Annotated in this window: 15 protein-coding genes and 2 tRNA genes; 8 read left to right on the top strand and 9 right to left on the bottom strand. The window is 43.6% G+C overall.

Annotated features, from left to right (window positions below):
- The first annotated feature begins 41 nt into the window (after positions 1-41).
- Positions 42-623: a DUF4112 domain-containing protein gene (locus ACP7BU_RS03445; RefSeq protein WP_312325610.1), complete on the top strand. Its 582-nt coding sequence runs from the start codon at positions 42-44 to the stop codon at positions 621-623.
- 80 nt (positions 624-703) lie between these two features.
- Here ACP7BU_RS03445 and htpX read toward each other — a convergent pair whose 3' ends face one another.
- Positions 704-1,609 carry a protease HtpX gene (htpX, locus tag ACP7BU_RS03440; RefSeq protein ID WP_004280540.1) on the bottom strand — a complete coding sequence of 302 codons (906 nt, stop codon included), beginning with the start codon at positions 1,607-1,609 and terminating at the stop codon, positions 704-706.
- Between the two features lie 176 nt (positions 1,610-1,785).
- Positions 1,786-2,658: a lytic transglycosylase domain-containing protein gene (locus ACP7BU_RS03435; protein ID WP_425878828.1), complete on the bottom strand. Its 873-nt coding sequence runs from the start codon at positions 2,656-2,658 to the stop codon at positions 1,786-1,788.
- Positions 2,659-3,157: 499 nt separating this feature from the next.
- Here ACP7BU_RS03435 and ttcA point away from each other — a divergent pair, with 499 nt between their 5' ends.
- Positions 3,158-4,084 carry a tRNA 2-thiocytidine(32) synthetase TtcA gene (gene ttcA, locus ACP7BU_RS03430; protein WP_004280538.1) on the top strand — a complete coding sequence of 309 codons (927 nt, stop codon included), beginning with the start codon at positions 3,158-3,160 and terminating at the stop codon, positions 4,082-4,084.
- A 206-nt stretch (positions 4,085-4,290) separates the two neighbouring features.
- The gene (locus ACP7BU_RS03425) at positions 4,291-4,677 is read left to right on the top strand and encodes an SCP2 sterol-binding domain-containing protein (protein ID WP_004280536.1); all 387 of its coding nucleotides are present in this window, start codon (positions 4,291-4,293) and stop codon (positions 4,675-4,677) included.
- 94 nt (positions 4,678-4,771) lie between these two features.
- Here the strand turns inward: ACP7BU_RS03425 and ACP7BU_RS03420 are convergent, their stop codons facing one another.
- Positions 4,772-5,887, bottom strand: a complete 1,116-nt coding sequence (locus tag ACP7BU_RS03420) for a transglycosylase SLT domain-containing protein (RefSeq protein ID WP_005252511.1) — start codon at positions 5,885-5,887, stop codon at positions 4,772-4,774.
- A gap of 362 nt (positions 5,888-6,249) precedes the next feature.
- Between ACP7BU_RS03420 and greB the strand changes: the two genes are divergently transcribed.
- The 5 genes from greB (at position 6,250) to epmA (ending at position 9,504) form a co-directional block, all read left to right on the top strand.
- A complete protein-coding gene (gene greB / locus ACP7BU_RS03415) occupies positions 6,250-6,744 on the top strand; it encodes a transcription elongation factor GreB (protein ID WP_004645740.1) in 495 nt (164 codons plus the stop codon).
- Positions 6,745-6,832: 88 nt separating this feature from the next.
- Positions 6,833-6,922 (top strand) — tRNA-Ser (locus ACP7BU_RS03410).
- A 273-nt stretch (positions 6,923-7,195) separates the two neighbouring features.
- Positions 7,196-7,285 (top strand) — tRNA-Ser (locus ACP7BU_RS03405).
- Between the two features lie 180 nt (positions 7,286-7,465).
- Positions 7,466-8,533, top strand: a complete 1,068-nt coding sequence (locus ACP7BU_RS03400; protein WP_425878831.1) for a 4-phosphoerythronate dehydrogenase — start codon at positions 7,466-7,468, stop codon at positions 8,531-8,533.
- Positions 8,530-9,504 carry an EF-P lysine aminoacylase EpmA gene (epmA, locus tag ACP7BU_RS03395; protein WP_164542754.1) on the top strand — a complete coding sequence of 325 codons (975 nt, stop codon included), beginning with the start codon at positions 8,530-8,532 and terminating at the stop codon, positions 9,502-9,504. The genes ACP7BU_RS03400 and epmA overlap by 4 nt, the downstream gene beginning before the upstream one ends.
- An 83-nt stretch (positions 9,505-9,587) precedes the next feature.
- On the opposite strand, the gene ACP7BU_RS03390 is transcribed toward epmA, so the two are convergent.
- The 6 genes from ACP7BU_RS03390 to ahcY all read right to left on the bottom strand — a co-directional run bounded on the left by ACP7BU_RS03390 (position 9,588) and on the right by ahcY (position 19,539).
- A complete protein-coding gene (locus tag ACP7BU_RS03390) occupies positions 9,588-10,823 on the bottom strand; it encodes a multifunctional CCA addition/repair protein (RefSeq protein WP_425878833.1) in 1,236 nt (411 codons plus the stop codon).
- Between the two features lie 94 nt (positions 10,824-10,917).
- The gene (locus tag ACP7BU_RS03385) at positions 10,918-13,197 is read right to left on the bottom strand and encodes an NADP-dependent malic enzyme (RefSeq protein ID WP_004280528.1); all 2,280 of its coding nucleotides are present in this window, start codon (positions 13,195-13,197) and stop codon (positions 10,918-10,920) included.
- A 140-nt stretch (positions 13,198-13,337) separates the two neighbouring features.
- Positions 13,338-16,214, bottom strand: a complete 2,877-nt coding sequence (locus tag ACP7BU_RS03380) for a putative bifunctional diguanylate cyclase/phosphodiesterase (protein ID WP_425878836.1) — start codon at positions 16,212-16,214, stop codon at positions 13,338-13,340.
- A 177-nt stretch (positions 16,215-16,391) separates the two neighbouring features.
- On the bottom strand, positions 16,392-17,102 hold the full coding sequence (locus ACP7BU_RS03375) for a 16S rRNA (uracil(1498)-N(3))-methyltransferase (RefSeq protein WP_005103922.1): 711 nt from the start codon (positions 17,100-17,102) through the stop codon (positions 16,392-16,394).
- A gap of 37 nt (positions 17,103-17,139) precedes the next feature.
- A complete protein-coding gene (gene metF, locus ACP7BU_RS03370) occupies positions 17,140-17,976 on the bottom strand; it encodes a methylenetetrahydrofolate reductase [NAD(P)H] (RefSeq protein WP_005103921.1) in 837 nt (278 codons plus the stop codon).
- Positions 17,977-18,156: 180 nt separating this feature from the next.
- Positions 18,157-19,539, bottom strand: coding sequence for an adenosylhomocysteinase (gene ahcY / locus ACP7BU_RS03365; RefSeq protein ID WP_004645731.1), 1,383 nt, complete (start codon positions 19,537-19,539; stop codon positions 18,157-18,159).
- Between the last annotated feature and the right edge of the window lie 152 nt (positions 19,540-19,691).

Genomic DNA, 19,691 nt, shown 5'->3' with positions numbered 1-19,691 from the left:
CTTTATGCTCAAGAAAATCAGCATTATTTCTGGAATAACTTATGCCTGAGTCTGGACAAAAACCAAAATTAAGCCAACAAGAGGTGATACGTCTGGAACGTGATCTGGCCAAGTTTGCCAATATGATGGACTCCGTGGTGCGTATTCCGTTTACCAAGCAAGGGGTGGGGGCAGACGCAGCTTTGAGTACGATTCCGGTTGCTGGAGATATTGCCGGTTTTGTATTGACCTGTTATGCCATTCATAAGGCCAAACAGATCGGGGTTCCGAGTGCCAAACTCAATCCGGTGATGAAAATGGCGGCGATCGATGCGGTAGTAGGATTTATTCCGGTGGCAGGCACGGTCTTTGATATTTTTATTCGGCCCAGTCGCAAAGCGCTCGATGTCGTGCACCTGCATATTCGCGAGGAATATCAGATTAATAGCGATCGACATGTGGTGCATCCATTTTTGCATGAAAGTCTGGAACGCAAACAACAGCAATCTGGATTCTGGCGCAATCCTGTGGTGGCCTGGATCTGGATTCATATTCCGGATATTTTAGGCACTTTATTCCTGATTGTATTTGTCTTCGCGATCGGGTGGGGTGCTATGGCGCTGTATCAATGGTTCAGCCAATGATAGGTCAGCTAAAGAATAATTAAATCCAATAAAAAAGCCTGCAATTGCAGGCTTTTCTTGAATCAAAACTCAAGTTTTACTTAAGCACAATCAAGTTGTTGCAATGCAGCGACACGCTGTTCGATGCTTGGATGCGTCTGGAACAAGGCAGCAAGGCTAAAGCCTTCTTCTTTACCCGCAGAAATCGCAAATGCTTTCATTTCTTTCGGCATGGCATCCGGCATTTCAGATTCTGCCTGTAAGCGCAGTAATGCTGAAATCATGGCTTGTTTACCTGCCAAACGTGCGCCTGCTTCATCAGCACGGTATTCACGGTGACGAGAGAACCACATCACAATCGACGATGCCAAGATACCGAACACGATATCCAGCACAATAGTAATCACGAAATAGGCAATACCCGGGGCTTCACCTTCTTCACGACCAAAGACATTGCGGTCAATAAAATCACCTGCGACACGTGCGAAGAACATCACGAAGGCGTTCACAACACCTTGGATTAGTGCCAGAGTGACCATGTCACCATTGGCGACATGACCAATCTCATGCGCTAATACTGCACGAAGTTCGTCTTTGTTCATACGCTCAAGCAAGCCAGTTGATACCGCAACGAGAGCATCATTTTTGTTCCAGCCGGTGGCAAAGGCATTCGACTGGTAAGAGGGGAAAATACCCACTTCCGGCATTTTAATGCCTGCACGCTGAGAAAGTTGTGCAACTTCTTGGAGCAACCAGGCTTCAGCTTGGTTACGAGGTGCATTCGGGTCAATCAGTTCAGTACCCGTGGTCTTTTTCGCCATCCATTTAGACATGAACAGGGAAATCATTGAGCCGACCATACCGAACACAAAACAGATGACCAACAGGTTGCCTAGATTCAAGCCACCTGCGCCATGGTAACTACCGACACCGAAGAGTGACAAGATAATGCCAGCTACAACCAGTACCGCGAGGTTGGTTAGCAAGAACAAACCAATCCGCATCATTGAGAAATCCTCTTATTACAGAAAAATAATCTGATTATTAAATGTAAATCATTGAAATCAATATGCGGTGAAATCGAGAAGAATTCAAGGAAAAAATAGCATTTGGCTACAAAAAACACAGGATATTTTTTGTGCAAATTGAAACATAGGTCTTTAAAAACAAAGCTGTTTAGGAGTTATTCACTTAAATATATTTTTGCAGATGCTGACGCATTCGCGGTGGCATATGAGCCTGCCGGTGCATCGGTGAAACTGCCATCCGCTTGAGCAATGATCTGACGCTGATACTTGGCAGCCTGAATATTGGAAGCTGTGGTGGTTTCAATCGAATAATTGTCAGAACTGGCAATCACACGGCCAGTACCAGAAGATGCTGTATAGGTAGCACTAGTATTGCCAATTCCCTGAGCATATAAGTTCTGATAACGGCTGCTGACACGACGGACATAGTCCTGAGTTTCACGAAACGGTGGCACACCCTTATATTTGGCAACATTACCTTCACCGGCATTATAGCCTGCCAGTGCCAAGGTGGTGTTGCCATTAAAACGTTTCAATAACCAGGCCAGATATTTGGCACCTGCCATAATATTCTGCTGCGGGTCATAAGCGTTGCTGACATTAAAACGACGGGCAGTCGCCGGCATGAGTTGCATTAAGCCCTGTGCACCGACTGGAGAACGTGCCTGCACATTAAAACCGGATTCGGTATGCATCACGGCTTTAATCAAGCCTTCAGATACACCATAGGTTTGTGCTGCCTGACGGATGATCGAGTCATAGGCATTTTTATTTTTACTATAACTTGGCAATACCGAAGCTTCACTTGAACCCCAGTTGCTATAACTGTGAATATTGCTGTCTGGATAATAGGTTTTCTTTTCTACCTGTAGATGGTTATAGCGACTTTTCTTATTGGTCAATAAAGTACTGCCATTACTGTCACGTAATTGATAGATCGTTTGACCGGCATAAGCAAAATGACAACAGCTTGCTAATAGCAAACCACTGATCCCATAACGCCCCAAAACATACACATTTATTTTCATTGTTTATATTAAGTAAACACAAGCGAGAAAAATTCAATAAAGAGTTTAACAAAAAATTACGGAATGAAAAGACTTGTGCGCTGCATTTATAAACGAGTTTGTAAATGCAAGTCATTTTTTACATTTTAGCAGTAGAAAAAAAAATATGATTTAATTTAAAACCTTAGGCTTGACAGGTTTAACTAATTGATTTTTATAAATAATTAAATTGATCAAAAAATGATCAATTCAAAGAAAAGCCTTATCTTTTGAGCCGGACAAGTTGTCAAGTCTGTTTCAATCCACAAAGTTATCCACAGCTTTTGTGGACAACTGTGGAAAAGTCCAAAAGATAAGCATCTTGACTAAAAAATGAACGCAATCGTTCAATATATCAATCTAAATAAAACATGAAAATGAAACTAATAAGACATTTTCATGAAAATAAATTCTTTTGATGCGATAGCGGTCTGAATCGGCTAAAATTGCGCGGTATTTTTTTTATGGGTTAATCTCGTCTATGTACTCGCCAGTTGAGTCCGAACAAGGATTTAATTTCAAACCTGAACTGCCAACAAGCTCAGCCTACTACCGTTTGTTGAAGAAGCTTCGCCGCCAGGTCGGACATGCCATTCGTGACTTCAAGATGATTGAAGAAGGCGATAAGGTCATGGTGTGTATTTCTGGTGGTAAAGACAGTTATACCCTGTTGGATATCCTGCTACAGTTCAAGCGCATCGCACCGATCAATTTCGATGTAGTGGCTGTGAATCTGGATCAGAAACAGCCAGGCTTCCCTGAAGATGTTCTACCGCGTTATTTAGAAGAAAATAATATTCCGTATTACATTCTGGAAAAAGACACCTACAGCATTACCAAAAAACTGACGCCAGAAGGCAAAACCTATTGTGCAGTCTGTTCGCGTTTGCGTCGTGGTTCTTTATACGGTTTTGCGCAGGAAATTGGCGCGACCAAAGTTGCTTTAGGCCATCATCGTGATGATATCTTGGCGACTTTCTTCCTGAACCTGTTCCATGGCGGCAGCTTGAAAGCTATGCCACCAAAACTGTTGTCTTCAGACAAAAAGAACATTCTGATTCGCCCACTGGCCTATGTGGAAGAAAAAGACATCATCAAATATGCAGAAATGCGTCAATTTCCAATTATTCCATGTAATTTATGTGGCTCTCAGGACAACCTGCAGCGCGCAATTATCAATGACATGTTACGTGATTGGGATAAAGCACATCCAAAACGTCTGCACAGCATTTTTGGCGCATTGCAAAATGTTTCGCCATCGCAGCTGGTCGATCGTGAATTATTTGATTTTGAAGTGCTGGACAGCCAGCGTGAATTCGACTTCAAAGGCGGTGATTCAACTGAAGAAGCTGTGGAAGGCGAGAACCGTCGGATCAATATGGTCAATCTGGGCTTTGCTGCAGACTAATTTTAGAACGTGTAGACATCAGCCTGCGGGTTGATGTCTGCTTATAAACATAAATAAAAATAGAACTACAAAAATTGAACGGCGCGTACAAAATTCGTTAGCCTTTGCGCTAATGATCATGATATAACAAAGCACAAGCATAATAGCTTCAACATGATGTCGTCTGGATAGTCGACACAAATGAACAAATAATTTGAGGAAAGATCATGCCTGCTTTTTTAACTGATGATTGGTTTTCAACTGTAGAAACTCTAACTGCGCAAGCTGGCGATTTGAATTTGCCACCAGCTTTGGCGAACCTTGCGATTAATTTGGTTGTAGCGGACACTACAGGTAATACTGAACTATCTTTAGATGGTGGGGCAATCAAAAAAGGTTTGTCTTCAAATGCCAAAACTACGCTGAATATGGATGGCGAAACTCTACGTAAAGTTTTTCTAGAGTTTGATATGGCTGCTGCGATGCAGGCCTTCATGACCGGTAAAATCAAAGTACAGGGTGATATGTCACAATTGATGGCACTTCAAACTGCAAAACCAAGTCAGGAACAAAAAGATTTGTTCAAGAAAGTACTTGAAAATACCACGGCTTAATTCTGCTAAGACATTCGCCCGAATAAAGACCAAAAAAGCTTACCCTGAGGTAAGCTTTTTTTTATGGCATTTTGATTAACGCTAAGATTTCAGCTTAGATATTCACCAATTGCGGTGTAGTCTTGATATGCTCCAGATAAGCACGAATACGGGTTACATATTGCACCGCTTGACGGTAACGACCATTATTGGCCTTATTCTGATCCAGATAGGCATATAAGTTCACCCAGTTATTCGGGTTCTTGCCTTGCGACTGAATGCGCTTTTGCAACTGATTCACTGCACCTGGACCCATATTATACGCTACCAGTGCAAACCAGTTCCGATCTGGAAAAGGAATATGCTCATAGCGACTAAGCATTTGATCATAATACTTGGCACCACCCTGAATACTTTGAGCAGGATCGGTACGGTTACTCACGCCCATGGCTTTTGCTGTACTGTTGGTCAGCATCATCAAACCACGCACACCCGTCGGAGAAACTGAATTCGGTTTCAGATAAGATTCCTGATAACCAATGGCCGCCAGTAAATGCCAATCCAGATCATACTGCTGCGCTGTCTGTTTAAAACTCGCTTCATAGATCGGCAGGCGATTGTTCAAATCACGTTGAATGGTGGTCCAGGATTCCTCTTTCACCACATTCTGATTATAAAATGAAGCAAGCTGCTTGATGGCACCACTTTGTTTACCTTTGCAGACAAAAGCACTGGCCGTCTGGCTCAAAGGATCTGTAGCAGATTTAAATACTAGGTTTAAATTGGTATTCAAGCCATTACTCGACAGAATCGATTCATCGCCACAAGTGGCTGAGAATGACGTCAAACGCTTGTTTTCAATGGTGCGTATATCGGTAGTTGTCATAGCCAGATTGGCTTTACCCTGAGCAACCCATTGTAGTGCCGTATTATTATCAGGAACGATTTTAAAATCGAGCTTTACATTCAGATTGTTGGCATAGTTACGAACCAGATCATAACCGAAGCCATGTAGATGTTGTCCATCCTGGAATACGGTAGTCGGATTTTCAACCGCAACCACGGTCAACTTATTGCTATTGACCACATGATCAAACTGAAGTGTGGTCTTACTTGCATTGATACTGTGTAGGGGAATAAATGCAGTGCTCAGTACAAGTACTTTCAAAGGGAGAGAAGAAATTACAGATCTTAGGCAAAGCCTCGACCCAGTGGATGAACTACTGTGCATGTTGTCTCCGCTACAAGTAATTTATGCCCTAAAAATCACAGCCAATAAAGCCAGAAATTTTAACAGTTTGATAAATTCAATAAGGGTTGGGCAGTCATGACGTCATTCAAAATGACAAGAGATTTAAAGATAATTATGTAGAAAAACTACATAGATTAAAAAGTAAGCATTTCCTGGAGTTGCTGGCATATTAATGATCTGAAAAACGATTGTCAAATTTTGTACACAAATTATTTTTAAAAATAATTTTAAGATATTGAAATATAGGGTTAATTTTTTTGGAATTTTGCCATTGTGTTAAAATGGTAAATAAAATAAGCTGTTTGTAAGTTAAAACACTGAAAATATGATCAGCAAGACGTATGAAATCCAACTTAATCACCCGTGCTGGACACGATAAATTGGTGGCAGAACTTAAGAATCTCTGGCATGAAGAGCGCCCTGAAATTACCAAAAAAGTAAACTGGGCCGCTAGTCTCGGCGACCGTTCTGAAAATGCAGACTACCAATATAACAAGCAAATTTTGCGTAAAATTGATCGACGGGTCAGGTATCTCGGCAAGCGCCTCGAAGAGCTGAAAATTATAGATTTTTCCCCGGAGCAAGAGGGCAAGGTCTATTTTGGTGCCTGGGTGGACATTGAAAATGAAGAAGGTGAACAAAAAACTTTACGTATTGTCGGTGTAGATGAAATTTATGATCATCATCCGCAGCATATTTCGATCAGTTCACCGATGGCACGCGCGTTATTAGGCAAGCAGGTCGATGATGAGGCCGAGGTATTGACCCCCTCCGGCAAGAAACTTTGGTTCATCAACTCAATTCGTTATGAAAAGCCAGAAAATTCAGCAGATTAATGGAATTGATTTTATTTTGTGCAGTTGATGCAGTGAAAGCATAAAAATATTTGCCAAGCATGATTTTTGTTTATATCATGTCGGCCATGGAAGCGTGGCAGAGCGGTTTAATGCACCGGTCTTGAAAACCGACGAGGGTGTGAGTCCTCCGTGAGTTCGAATCTCACCGCTTCCGCCAAATTTTAAAAACCCAGTCAATTTGACTGGGTTTTTTTATTTCTGAATATTTTTTCAGTTGTTGATCCGCTTGATGCTGAATGTGATTATTTCTCTCATTATTCTCTACTGAGTTGAATACAACTCAAGATCATTTCAAGATTCAAATCTTTGAATGAAAATGCCCAGGTTGGCTTTGATTTCGGATGATTTTTAGCTGAATAAGCCGCTTTTTATAGAAGTTTCGCTAAATTTTATTGCCAAAAATCTAATTTATTTATATGATGGCGGCCAAGGAAGCGTGGCAGAGCGGTTTAATGCACCGGTCTTGAAAACCGACGAGGGTGTGAGTCCTCCGTGAGTTCGAATCTCACCGCTTCCGCCAAATTTTTAAAACCCCAGTCGAAAGATTGGGGTTTTTCTTTTTAGGCTGCAGATCTTGAATATTAAATTCTTCAGTCCTGAACTTAATTCATAAAATCTTGAAAAATGGACGTATCGGCCAAATATAGAGTCAGAGGCGTCAACGCGCTATCATACGCCCAAGCATCATATGGATCTCATTATGAAAATTGTCGCAGATGAAAATCTGGCATTTACCGATTATTTCTTTTCCGAATTTGGTGACATTCAACATTGTGCAGGGCGAACCTTAAGCGCAGATGATGTCAAAGATGCCGATAGCTTGCTGGTACGTTCAGTGACTCAGGTCAATGAAGTACTGCTACAGAATAGTTCGATCAAATTTGTGGGCAGTGCCACCATTGGTACAGATCATTTGGATATTGCTGCATTAGAACAACATGGGATTCAGTGGAGTAATGCAGCCGGCTGTAATGCGCAAGCAGTGGCTGAATATGTCATTACCGCATTATTGCAGGTACGTCCTGAATTACTCGATGCCAATACGACATTTACCCTGGGTATTGTCGGTTTGGGTAATGTCGGAACCCGACTGGCTTATATGGCGAAGCTCTTGGGCTGGCGCGTGATCGGTTGCGATCCTTTTGTGCAAAGAGAGCAGGTTGATCAAGTCGAATTTCATGAACTGCTGCAGCAGGCGGACGCCGTTTCAATTCATGTCCCTTTAACCAAAACAGGCATATATCCAACCTATCATTTATTTAATGCTACTGCGTTGGCAAAAATGCAGCCTGACGCGATCCTGATTAACTCAGCGCGTGGGCCAGTGATTGAAGAAACTGCCTTAATTCAAGATATTAAAGCGACACAACGCCCCGTAATTTTGGATGTTTTTGAACACGAACCGCTGATTTCAGCAGAACTTCTGGATCTGGTGACTTTGGTGACTCCGCATATTGCCGGCTATAGCCTGGAAGGCAAGGCACGTGGTACCCAGATGATTTACGAAGCTTTTTGTCAAACTTTCGGTTTTGCAGCCAATAAACAGTTTGAATCCCAGCTGCCTATCTGTGAGCAGTTTTTTCAGGGGCAGGATTTAAAAATGGCATTGCAACAGCATTTATCCCAAATTTATGACATTGCTCGTGATGATGCCAATCTACGTGCCTGTCTCAAAGAAGGCAGAATCGATCAGCAGGCATTTGATCATTTACGTAAAACCTACCCGCTGCGTCGTGAGTGGGCAGCACATGGTGGGCCGAAGGCATGACGATGACGTATCAACCCACTTGTGACCTTCAAGCCATGCGTGCACGGGCGACCTTATATCGTCAAATCCGTCAATTTTTCGCTGAGCGGGATGTATTAGAGGTGGAAACACCGATTTTGTCTCAAGCCGGTGTGACCGATGTGCATTTAGCCTCGGTACAGGCACAGCGCCATGTGCTGGGTAAACTGAATACGCATTATTTGCAGACCTCACCCGAATTTGCTATGAAGCGCTTATTGGCCAGTGGTAGTGGACCCATTTACCAAATCTGTAAGGTCTTCCGCAATGATGAACATGGGCGTAAGCACAATAGCGAATTCACCATGCTGGAATGGTATCGTCCGGGATTTAGTTTAAAAGATTTGATGTTTGAAGTATCTGATCTGTTGAATGTGACCTTGAAAGCACGTTTTGGCGAAATACGTCCGACCATTTTGAGTTATAAGCACGCGTTCATGGATCGTCTGGATCTCAATCCGCTTCAGGCAACTTTACAGGAATTGAAAGATTGCTGCCGCCGCGTTGGTCTTAATCTGGATCTGGGAAATGACCGTCTTGGCTATATCGACTTGTTATTTTCACATATGGTTGAACCGAGTCTGGGGTTTGATACCGCAGTATTCCTGACCGATTTCCCCCCTGAAATGGCTTCTTTGGCCAAAACCCGAATCGATGAAGAGGGTGAACTGGTCGCCGCACGTTTTGAGCTGTATATCGAAGGTTTAGAATTGGCCAATGCTTATGATGAACTGATTGATGCTGACGTATTACGTTCGCGCTTTGAGGCAGATAATGCTGAACGAGCCAAACTTAGCTTGCATGTCATGCCCATCGATGAATATTTACTGGCGGCTTTACCGAAGATGCCGGAATGTTCAGGGATTGCCTTGGGAATTGACCGTTTATTGATGATTGCAACTAATCAAATGAAACTGGAAAAGGTGATTACTTTTCCGGCAGATATTTCCTGATCCAGCGAATTAGATAGTTTTAATTCCTTTTTTGATAAAGAGAAATTAAGCTATAAAAAAAGCACCCGAAGGTGCTTTTTTTATTATTCAATTGTTGCGGTTTGTTGTGCTTTAAGCTCACCAAGTGCCTGAATCCGTCGTTCAATCAGCATTTCGCCAATATCCGGTCCCTGAATATCGGCAGGCAGGTCTTGTGCCTTGATGGCACGTACGGTCTGCATTGCATCAAGGACGTATTGGGCTTGTGGATAAGCACGATCTTCCAGACCTAGACGGCCACGTGAATCACATTCACACGCCTGAACAAAAGCTTCGACACGTTCAGGGCGACGTAACACATCCAGACGTTGCAATAATCGCCATAAGGTTCCCGGCTTAAGATTGAAGGCCTGATGGCATTTCAGATGCTCTTTGCACACAGCCAAAGCCAGCTGCTTGGTATACGTCGGCACTTTTAAACGGTCACACAGGTCATTCACTGGCTTGATGCCTCGCTCTTCATGCATGATATGTCGCGGTAATTCTTCAAGCGGCGTCAAAGCTTTTCCTAAGTCATGCACTAAAACGGCAAAACGTACATCCAGACTATAATTTTGACGACACGCCTGCTGCAAGGACATCATGGTGTGAATGCCGCAGTCAATTTCCGGATGATATTCAGGGCGCTGTGGAATGCCATATAAGGCATCAATCTCAGGGAATAGCACCTTTAAAGCACCACATTGACGTAATACTTCAAAATACACATCAGCATGACGTTCGGATAAAGCACGGGAAGTCTCTTTCCAGACGCGTTCCGGTGTCAATGCATTTAATTCACCGGTTTCAGTCAAGCGTTGCATTAATGCCAAGGTTTCATCGGCAATCACAAAGCCTGCACTGGTATAACGGGCAGCAAAACGGGCAATCCGCAGTACCCGTAATGGATCTTCGACAAAGGCATTGGAAACATGACGTAGAATCCGGTTTTCCAGATCCTGTTGACCACCATAAGGATCATAAACGTGGCCGGCATCGTCCATGGCCATGGCATTAATGGTCAGATCGCGACGAATCAGATCTTGCTCCAGTGTAACGCTGACATCGGTATGAAACTCAAAACCATGATAACCGGCGCCAGATTTACGTTCGGTACGCGCCAGTGCATATTCTTCTTTTGTTTGGGGATGTAGAAAAACAGGGAAATCTTTGCCTACGGGCTGATAGCCTAAGTCAAGCATTTGCGCGGGAGTTGCACCAACGACCACATAATCTTTTTCGTGATAGGGGTGTCCGAGCAAATGATCTCGAACTGCGCCGCCTACTAAATAAACTTGCATGAAAAAACCTCTATTCTTACAAGCATCATGCTACAGAATAGAGGTTTTCTCAAGTTAAGAAACGAGGCTGATGCGTCGTTATCTTGTCATTGGCTTAAAGTGCATCTTGTTCTGCTTGCTGGATTTCAGCAACAGTCAGTGCAGTCATGTTGATCACACGGCGCGTGGTCGCAGTCGGCGTCAAAATGTGGACAGGTTTCGCAGCACCTAGAAGAATTGGACCAATCGTTACGTTGTTGCCTGAAGTTGCCTTTAACAGGTTGAACGAGATATTGGCTGCATCCAGATTCGGCATGATCAGCAGGTTTGCAGAGCCTTTGAAACGTGAATTCGGGAATGCAAACTGACGAATGTTCTCATCCAGTGCAGCATCACCGTGCATTTCACCTTCAACTTCCAGCTCAGGCGCGATTTCAGACAGGATGTCATATACTTTACGCATTTTTTGCGCGCTGGCATCATGCTGGTCTGAACCAAAACTTGAGTGAGACAGCAGGGCAATACGTGGTGTCATACCAAAACGGCGAACTTCTTCAGCGGCCAGAATGGTCATTTCAGCCAGCTGTTCAGCCGTTGGGTTGGTGTTGACATAGGTATCGGCAATGAACAGGTTGCGGTCTTCAAGCATCAAGGCATTCAGGGTAAAGAAAGTGTTATGACCATCTTTCTTGCCAATGATGTTGCTGACGAAGTCCAGGTGAATGTCGTAGCTTGAATATGTACCACACAGCATACCGTCTGCCATACCATGTTTCACAAGCATCGCTGCGATCAGGGTCGAGCGACGACGTGCTTCACGCTGTGCATATTCAGGCGTTACACCCTTACGCTGCATGATGTTGTAATAATCATCTGCAAACATTTCATAGTTGGGGTTCTTTTCCTGATCAACAATCGTGATATTCACGCCATCTTCAAGACGTAGACCCAATTTTTTGATGTTGGCTTCAATTACAGCTGGGCGACCCACCAGAATTGGAATTGCCAGACCATCATCTACCGCAATTTGAACTGCGCGAAGTACACGCAGGTCTTCACCTTCCGCATAAGCAATACGTTTAGGATCAGATTTGGCTTGTTCGAAAATCGGTTTCATCATGAATGCAGAGTTGTAGACAAACTCAGACAAACGTTGACGATAATGCGAGAAATCCGTGATTGGACGTGTTGCCACGCCAGAATCCATGGCTGCTTGTGCAACAGCAGGTGCGATTTCTAGAATCAAACGTTGATCCAGTGGTCCCGGAATCAGGTATTCACGGCCAAATGATGCAGATTTTTCACCATAAGTCGCCGCATCAGCTTCAACGTGTGCCATACGCGCGATCGCGTGGACACAGGCAATTTTCATTTCTTCGTTAATGGTGGTTGCACCAACGTCCAATGCACCACGGAAGATGTACGGGAAGCACAGTGCGTTATTCACCTGGTTCGGATAGTCAGAACGGCCAGTTGCCATGATCACGTCATCACGTACTTCATGCGCATGTTCAGGCAGAATTTCTGGATCCGGGTTTGCCAAGGCAAAGATGATCGGATCTTCAGCCATGACCTTGACCATTTCTTTGGTCAAAATGCCCGCAGCAGAAAGACCGAGGAACATGTCTGCACCCGCAATCACGTCACCGAGCTGAGTAGCTTCGATGTCTTGTACATAGGCTTTCTTGGATTCATCCAGGCCTTCACGATGCGTAGTCAGCAGACCGCGTGAATCGGCAACGATGATATTCTCTTTTTTAGCACCCAGAGCACAAAGCAGATTCAAACAAGACAGTGCAGCAGCACCCGCGCCTGAAGCCACGATCTTGATATCTTCAATTTTTTTGCCGTTGATTTGTAACGCATTGAGGAGCGCAGAACCGACAATGATCGAAGTACCGTGCTGATCATCATGGAATACCGGAATATTCATGCGTTCACGCAGTTTTTGCTCGATATAGAAACACTCTGGCGCCTTGATATCTTCAAGGTTAATCCCGCCGAAAGTCGGTTCTAATGCAGCGACAATATCCACAATCTTGTCTGGATCATTTTCAGCAATTTCGATATCGAATACATCAACGCCAGCGAATTTTTTGAATAATACGCCTTTACCTTCCATCACTGGTTTAGAAGCTAAAGGACCAATATTACCCAGGCCAAGCACGGCAGTACCGTTGGTCACGACAGCAACCAGGTTGCCACGAGCCGTATACAATGCAGCAGTTGAAGGATCGCGTTCAATCTCAAGACATGGTGCAGCTACGCCAGGCGAGTAAGCAAGGGCCAAGTCACGTTGGTTGACCAATTGTTTGCTTGGTGTAACGCTGATTTTCCCCGGGGTAGGAAACTCGTGATAGTAAAGGGCCTGTTGCTTTAAAGATTGTTCGTCCATCAGTCTCTCGATCGTTGTAAAGATTACCCGGTCAGCGGGCAAAGAATTTATTTATGTTCCTGAATATACCATTTGTTAGCCAGTTCGGACAGACAAAGACGGCCGTTTTTCCAACAAACTTATTGTAGTGGGGTATGGACTTAGACTTGGGATATATAAGTCTGATGCGTCTTGTCTCGCACTAAATAAGCGGTTGCATCCTGCTCAGGAAGCGGTTTGGAAAATAAGTAACCTTGGGCAATATCACAGTCTAAATCACGTAGATATTCTAGCTGCTCTTCAGTCTCGATGCCTTCCGCGACCACGGTCATGCCCATGGCTTTACCCATGGCCACCATAGCACTGACAATGGCTGCCTGTTTGTTTTCCCCAATCTTGCAAACAAAACTGCGATCAATTTTTAGAGTATCAATCGGAAAATCAGCAAGATAGGAGAGAGAAGAATAACCTGTACCGAAATCATCTAGGGCAATATGAATATGTCGCTGTTTAATTTCATTCAGCAGGTTTTTGACCGCTTCCGAATTTTCAATTAAAGAAGATTCGGTAATTTCCAGCTCCAGGCTGGCGCCAGAAATATGGTTGTCTGCAATGGCTTGGTCCAGATCATCAAGTAATTGACCACGACGCAATTGCTGCGCCACGATATTGACTGATACACAAATATGATTAAAGCCCAGATCATTCCATTGGCGAATCTGTTTAGCGGCCTGCTGGATCACCAGACGGCCAATGTCTGAAATCAGGCTGGTCTGTTCAGCTAACGGTATAAATAGGCCTGGTGCGATAATGCCTTTTTCTGGATGGTTCCAGCGAATCAGCGCTTCGAAGCCATAAATGCTTTGATCGCTGAAATTGATTTTTGGCTGATAATACACCACCAGTTCATTATTCTGGATTGCTTTGCGCAAATCACGTTCCAGGAAAACCCCTTTGTTCTGTAAAGCATTATTTTCACTGGAATAAAAATGAATAGTGTTGCCACCGAGATTTTTGGCTTCGTTCAATGCCTGTTCGGCGCAGTTATTTAAATAATCTAGCTGACGGCCATGATCCGGATAAAATGCCACACCCATGGACAAGGTAATCACATGATCCTGACCGTAAATATTAAATGGTCTACTAAAGGCCTGAGCGATGCGTTCACAATGGTGCTGAACTGAAGGGCGAATATGTGAGATTTCATAGAGAATCGCAAAATCATCACCATTTAGATGTGCCACAAATAACGCTTCTGCATTGGTCATGCGCAGCCGCTGCGCTACCTGACGTAAAAGTTCATCACCGCCATTATTGGACAGATATTCATTCAATGGGCGGAAACGGTCGATGTTAAGCCGAATCACAGCCATCTCTTTAATAGAGTCTTTTTGCGAAACCAGATACTGATGTAGCTGATAGTTATAGTAGAAGCGGTTCGGTAAGTCAGTCAGCGTGTCATAATTTTCTAGATAGGATAGACGCTGTTCCTGTAATTTACGTTCAGTCAGATCTGAGACAATGCCAATATAATGGGTAATCCGGCCTTCATCATCAGTCACGGCATTAATATGCAGCCATAAGGTCGACTCTTTGCCAGACAGAAATTTGGCATAAACCTCTCCATCATAAGAGCCAATCTTTTGAATCTGTTTGACAATATTGGCCTGAAAAGTACGTTGCTGGGATTTATTTTGCACCGCAATATCAAATAAGGATTTACCGATGATCTGGTCACGCTCAAAACCGCTCAGGTATTCGTAGTGGGGATTGACATCGATATAATCTAAATCAAGATTCAGAATGAAAATGCCTTCCGCAGCTTGTTCCAGTACACTGGCCACCAGTTTTAAACGTTCTTGAGACAGACGTTCCTGCTGGATATCACGACGGATACCGACCATGCGCAAGGGTTTTTTATTTTTAGGATCACGACTGATCACCCGGCCAATATCATGTACCCAACTCCAGCCACCTTCACTGAGCTTGATCCGGTAAGTGGCATCATAGCGTTCAATCTGGCCACGCAGATGCTGCTTCATATTGCGCTTAAAATAGGCCAGATCTTCAGGGTGAATCAGATACTGTAATTGCAGATGATGATCTTTGGAATCGCGCAGAATCTTTTCGTCTTTATGATTGGTTAAGGTGATGCTGCGCTCTTGAATATTCCAGTCCCATGGCCGAATACCGGCAATTTCATGTGCAAGTTTTAGATTCTGCTGCTGATTCTTCAGGTCATAATTGATCTGTTCAATATCATAGGTACGTTCCCGTACTTTTTGCTCCAGCAATTGGTTACTGAGCTGTAATTGCTGTTTAATATCTTTGGATTTATTGACTTCAGTTTTGAGTTGCTGGCACAGTTCATCAGTCCAATGCACTTGCTGTTCTGCATTTTTCACCAAAATATCATTTTCCGCATACAGACGTGAGGTGCGGCTGTGAATTCGATAACTACTTGTCGCGCACAGCAGAATCACTATGAGCGCAAAGTTTAAGGCCAGACCAAAAAAGGGATTGGAATGACCGACATGGTCAAGCTGCGACAGTAAAAAAGGGAATAAGGACGGCAAAAAGACCAGACAAAAATAGCTCAGTTTCTGGGTCAGGTAGGTCAGGCCAAATGCTTGGCTTACAATCAGCAACAAGGCAGACAAGGTCAGTGCTTCAATATCTTCAAATACAGGATTGGCCTGCGGCAAATAGTAATAAATTGTATAAATACCGGCCGCGATACAGCTTCCGACTGCAAGGCTCTGCATCTGTAACCAGCGGTGCGCGCTTTTCTGATTATATTGTTCGGGTTTGAAATACAGCGTATTCACCAGCCAGCACATGCTGACCAGAAGTTCTGTCAGAATAAACCAGGTATTAAAATACGTATTAGAAGGACTATATTGAATGTGATAAATACAAAAAATATAGAGGCAAATCACCATGATACTGAGCAAAAAATAGCGACTATGGCGAAGCGTATTCGCAATTTGAGCATCATGCAAATGCTGCTGAATATAGTCGTCCTGATTATCAACCATGTGATTCAATGCCTGTATTCATCCTAAACGGTTTTCGTCCTTGTACATTGTTATTATAGAAACTCCAAGAAGTGTGTGAAATCAATTAATAAGTATTTGTTATTCTTTAGTCGAGATTAGATGCCTTGAAAATAAAAATCAACAAAATTAAAGGCAAATTTTTACTCATCCGATGAATTAAAGCACATAATTTAAAATTGACAGAGCAACAACAGGAGCGGTTTCGGTACGCAGGACACGCTCGCCTATACACCAGTTGAGAAAACCTTTTTGATTTGCGGTACTAATTTCCGCCTCACTCAGGCCACCCTCAGGGCCGATCAATAGGACAAGATCCAAGGTCGCCTCTGCCAGTACATCTGTTTCATCTTTATTGGGTGCCAAAACCAGTTTGGTGTTGGGTAGTTCAGTATCCAGCCATTTTTCAAGTGATATGGGCGCTAAAATTTTAGGAACAATATTCAGACCACATTGTTCACAAGCCGCAATAGCAATGCCTTGCCAGTGATCCAGCTTTTTCTGGTCGCGATCATACTTTAAACGCATTTCACAACGATCCGAAGTCAGCAGCTGAATTTCGGAAACGCCCAGTTCGACTGCTTTCTGAATCGCATAATCCATACGGTCGCCTTTACTCATCACCTGACCGAGCAAAGCCTGGAACTTTGGTGTGCGATTGGCAGGATTAAATGCATTGACCGAGACGGTGGCTGATTTTTTATCAACCTCGGTTAAAGTCACGTCATATTCGCCACCCTGTCCATTGAACAGGGTCGCGCTTTCACCGACTTGCGCGCGTAAAACCTTTACCCAATGATGAAATACAGTTTCCGTAAGCTCAAGGCTGACATCAATAGTTAAATCAGCATCTATATAAAAACGTGGCATTGATCGTTCTACTCAAAAAATCGGTGAAATAAAGGACTTAAGCTAAACCAAGATCGGTGACCAGCTGACGGGTCGGGTCAGTAGTATTCATGGTGTAGAAATGCAAGCTTGGCGCACCACCTGCAAGTAGACGCTCACAGAATTTAACCACAACTTCATGGCCAAAGGCTTTAATGCTGGCAGTATCGTCACCATAAGTTGCCAGTTGCTTGCGAATCCAGCGTGGAATTTCAGCACCGGTACCATCAGCAAAGCGAATCAGGTTGCTGGAATTGGTAATTGGCATGATGCCTGGCGCAACCGGAATATCGATTCCTGCTTTCTGGATACGATCTACAAAGTAAAAGTAAGCATCTGGATTGAAGAAGAACTGGGTTAAAGCAGCATTGGCACCGGCCTGAACTTTTTCAACAAAGTGCTGAATGTCTTTGTCAAAGCTTTCTGCCTGTGGATGCATTTCCGGATAAGCTGCGACTTCAATTTTAAAATGATCGCCTGAATGTTCGCGGATAAAGCGAACCAGATCAGCTGCATAAGGTAATTCACCCAAACCCACTTGGCCTGAAGGCAAGTCACCACGCAGGGCAACAATACGGTTAATGCCTTGAGATTTGTACAGGTCTAGAAGTTCAGCAATACGTGCTTTGTCATCGCCAATACAAGACAAGTGAGGGGCAACAGGTGCGCCTTTGCCATTAAAGTCATTGATAGTAGACAGGGTGCGTTCACGAGTGGAACCACCAGCACCATAGGTCACAGAGAAGAACTCTGGATTTAAGAGTTGTAGCTCTTGATGCACAACTTTGAGTTTTTCCGCACCTACATCAGTTTTGGTCGGGAAGAATTCAAATGAAATTGGAATCTGTTTAGACATGTTCAAATCCTTTTTACTTATCACCCTCTCCCTGACCTCTCCCAAAGGGAGAGGAGAATTCATTACTGAATTATACAGGGTTTAAGCCCATATTTTTTTCACTTGAAGTCATTAAAACTTCATTGAAAATAATTTGGATGGTCACCCTCTCCCTAAGGGAGAGGGATGGGGTGAGGGGTATTAATATTTATAAGCATCAGATTTGAATGGACCTTCAACTTGAACGCCTAAGTAATCCGCTTGTTCTTGAGTCAGTTGAGTCAAGACACCACCGAAACCAGCAACCATCGCAGCAGCAACTTCTTCATCTAATTTCTTAGGAAGAAGTTCTACACGAATTTGTGCAGCTTTTTCAGATTCTGGAAGATCAGCAAATTTCTCAGCGAATAAATGCATTTGACCCAATACCTGGTTGGCAAATGAACCATCCATAATACGTGATGGGTGACCAGTCGCATTACCAAGGTTCACCAAACGGCCTTCAGAAAGAAGGATCAGGTAATCATTTTCATTTTCTGAACGATACACCTGGTGTACTTGAGGTTTAACTTCAACCCACTTGTAGCCACGTAGGTAAGCTGTATCAATTTCAGTATCAAAGTGACCGATGTTACAAACAACTGCGCCAGCTTTTAATGAATCAAGCATTGCAGCGTCACATACGTGGTAGTTACCAGTTGTAGTTACGATAAGGTCAGTGTTTTGAAGAAGGTCAACATTGATGTCTTCTTTCTTGCCAGTTTGCACGCCATTTTTGTATGGAGATACAACTTCGTAACCGTCCATGCATGCTTGCATTGCGCAGATTGGATCAACTTCAGTTACGCGTACAATCATGCCTTCTTGACGAAGGGATTGCGCAGAACCTTTACCTACGTCACCATAACCGATCACAAGTGCACGACGGCCAGATAAAAGCATATCTGTACCACGTTTGATTGCATCGTTCAGTGAGTGACGGCAACCGTATTTGTTGTCGTTTTTAGACTTGGTTACTGAATCGTTTACGTTGATTGCAGGAACTTTTAAAGTGCCATCACGAAGCATTTCGTACAGACGTTGAACACCTGTCGTTGTTTCTTCAGTTACACCGTGAATTTTTGCAATCACTTCTGGATATTTTTCATGAACAAGTAGCGTTAAGTCACCGCCATCGTCAAGAATCATGTTGGCATCCCAAGGCGTGCCATTTACATTGATTTGTTGTTCAAGACACCACATGTATTCTTCTTCAGTTTCGCCTTTCCAAGCAAATACAGGAATGCCCGCAGCAGCGATTGCAGCAGCAGCATGGTCTTGAGTCGAGAAGATGTTACATGAAGTCCAGCGAACTTCTGCACCCAATTCAACCAGCGTTTCAATTAAAACGGCAGTTTGAATGGTCATGTGGATACAGCCGAGAATTTTCGCGCCTGCAAGCGGTTTTGCTGCCGAGTAGCGTTTACGCAGACCCATTAGGGCTGGCATTTCAGCTTCAGCAAGTTTGATTTCTTTACGGCCGTAATCAGCAAGTGAAATATCAGCAACTTTGTAATCTGTAAATGAAGCAGTAACCGCGTTCATCAGGATCTCCTAGGAAAAAATAGATTGGATCGTTCTGTTCGCGGATGCCGTTGTTGATCAGAACGAATGTCTGACCGATGGTCGAGCCTAGCGATTTTACATTTAGTGCCTGTAAAACGTCGCAGCATCCCTCGACTAGCGCAGTATTGTAC

It is taken from the genome of Acinetobacter sp. 40AMC3-4 (assembly GCF_049898185.1).
Lineage (GTDB): Bacteria > Pseudomonadota > Gammaproteobacteria > Pseudomonadales > Moraxellaceae > Acinetobacter.
This window is presented reverse-complemented; position numbering and strand designations above follow the sequence as displayed.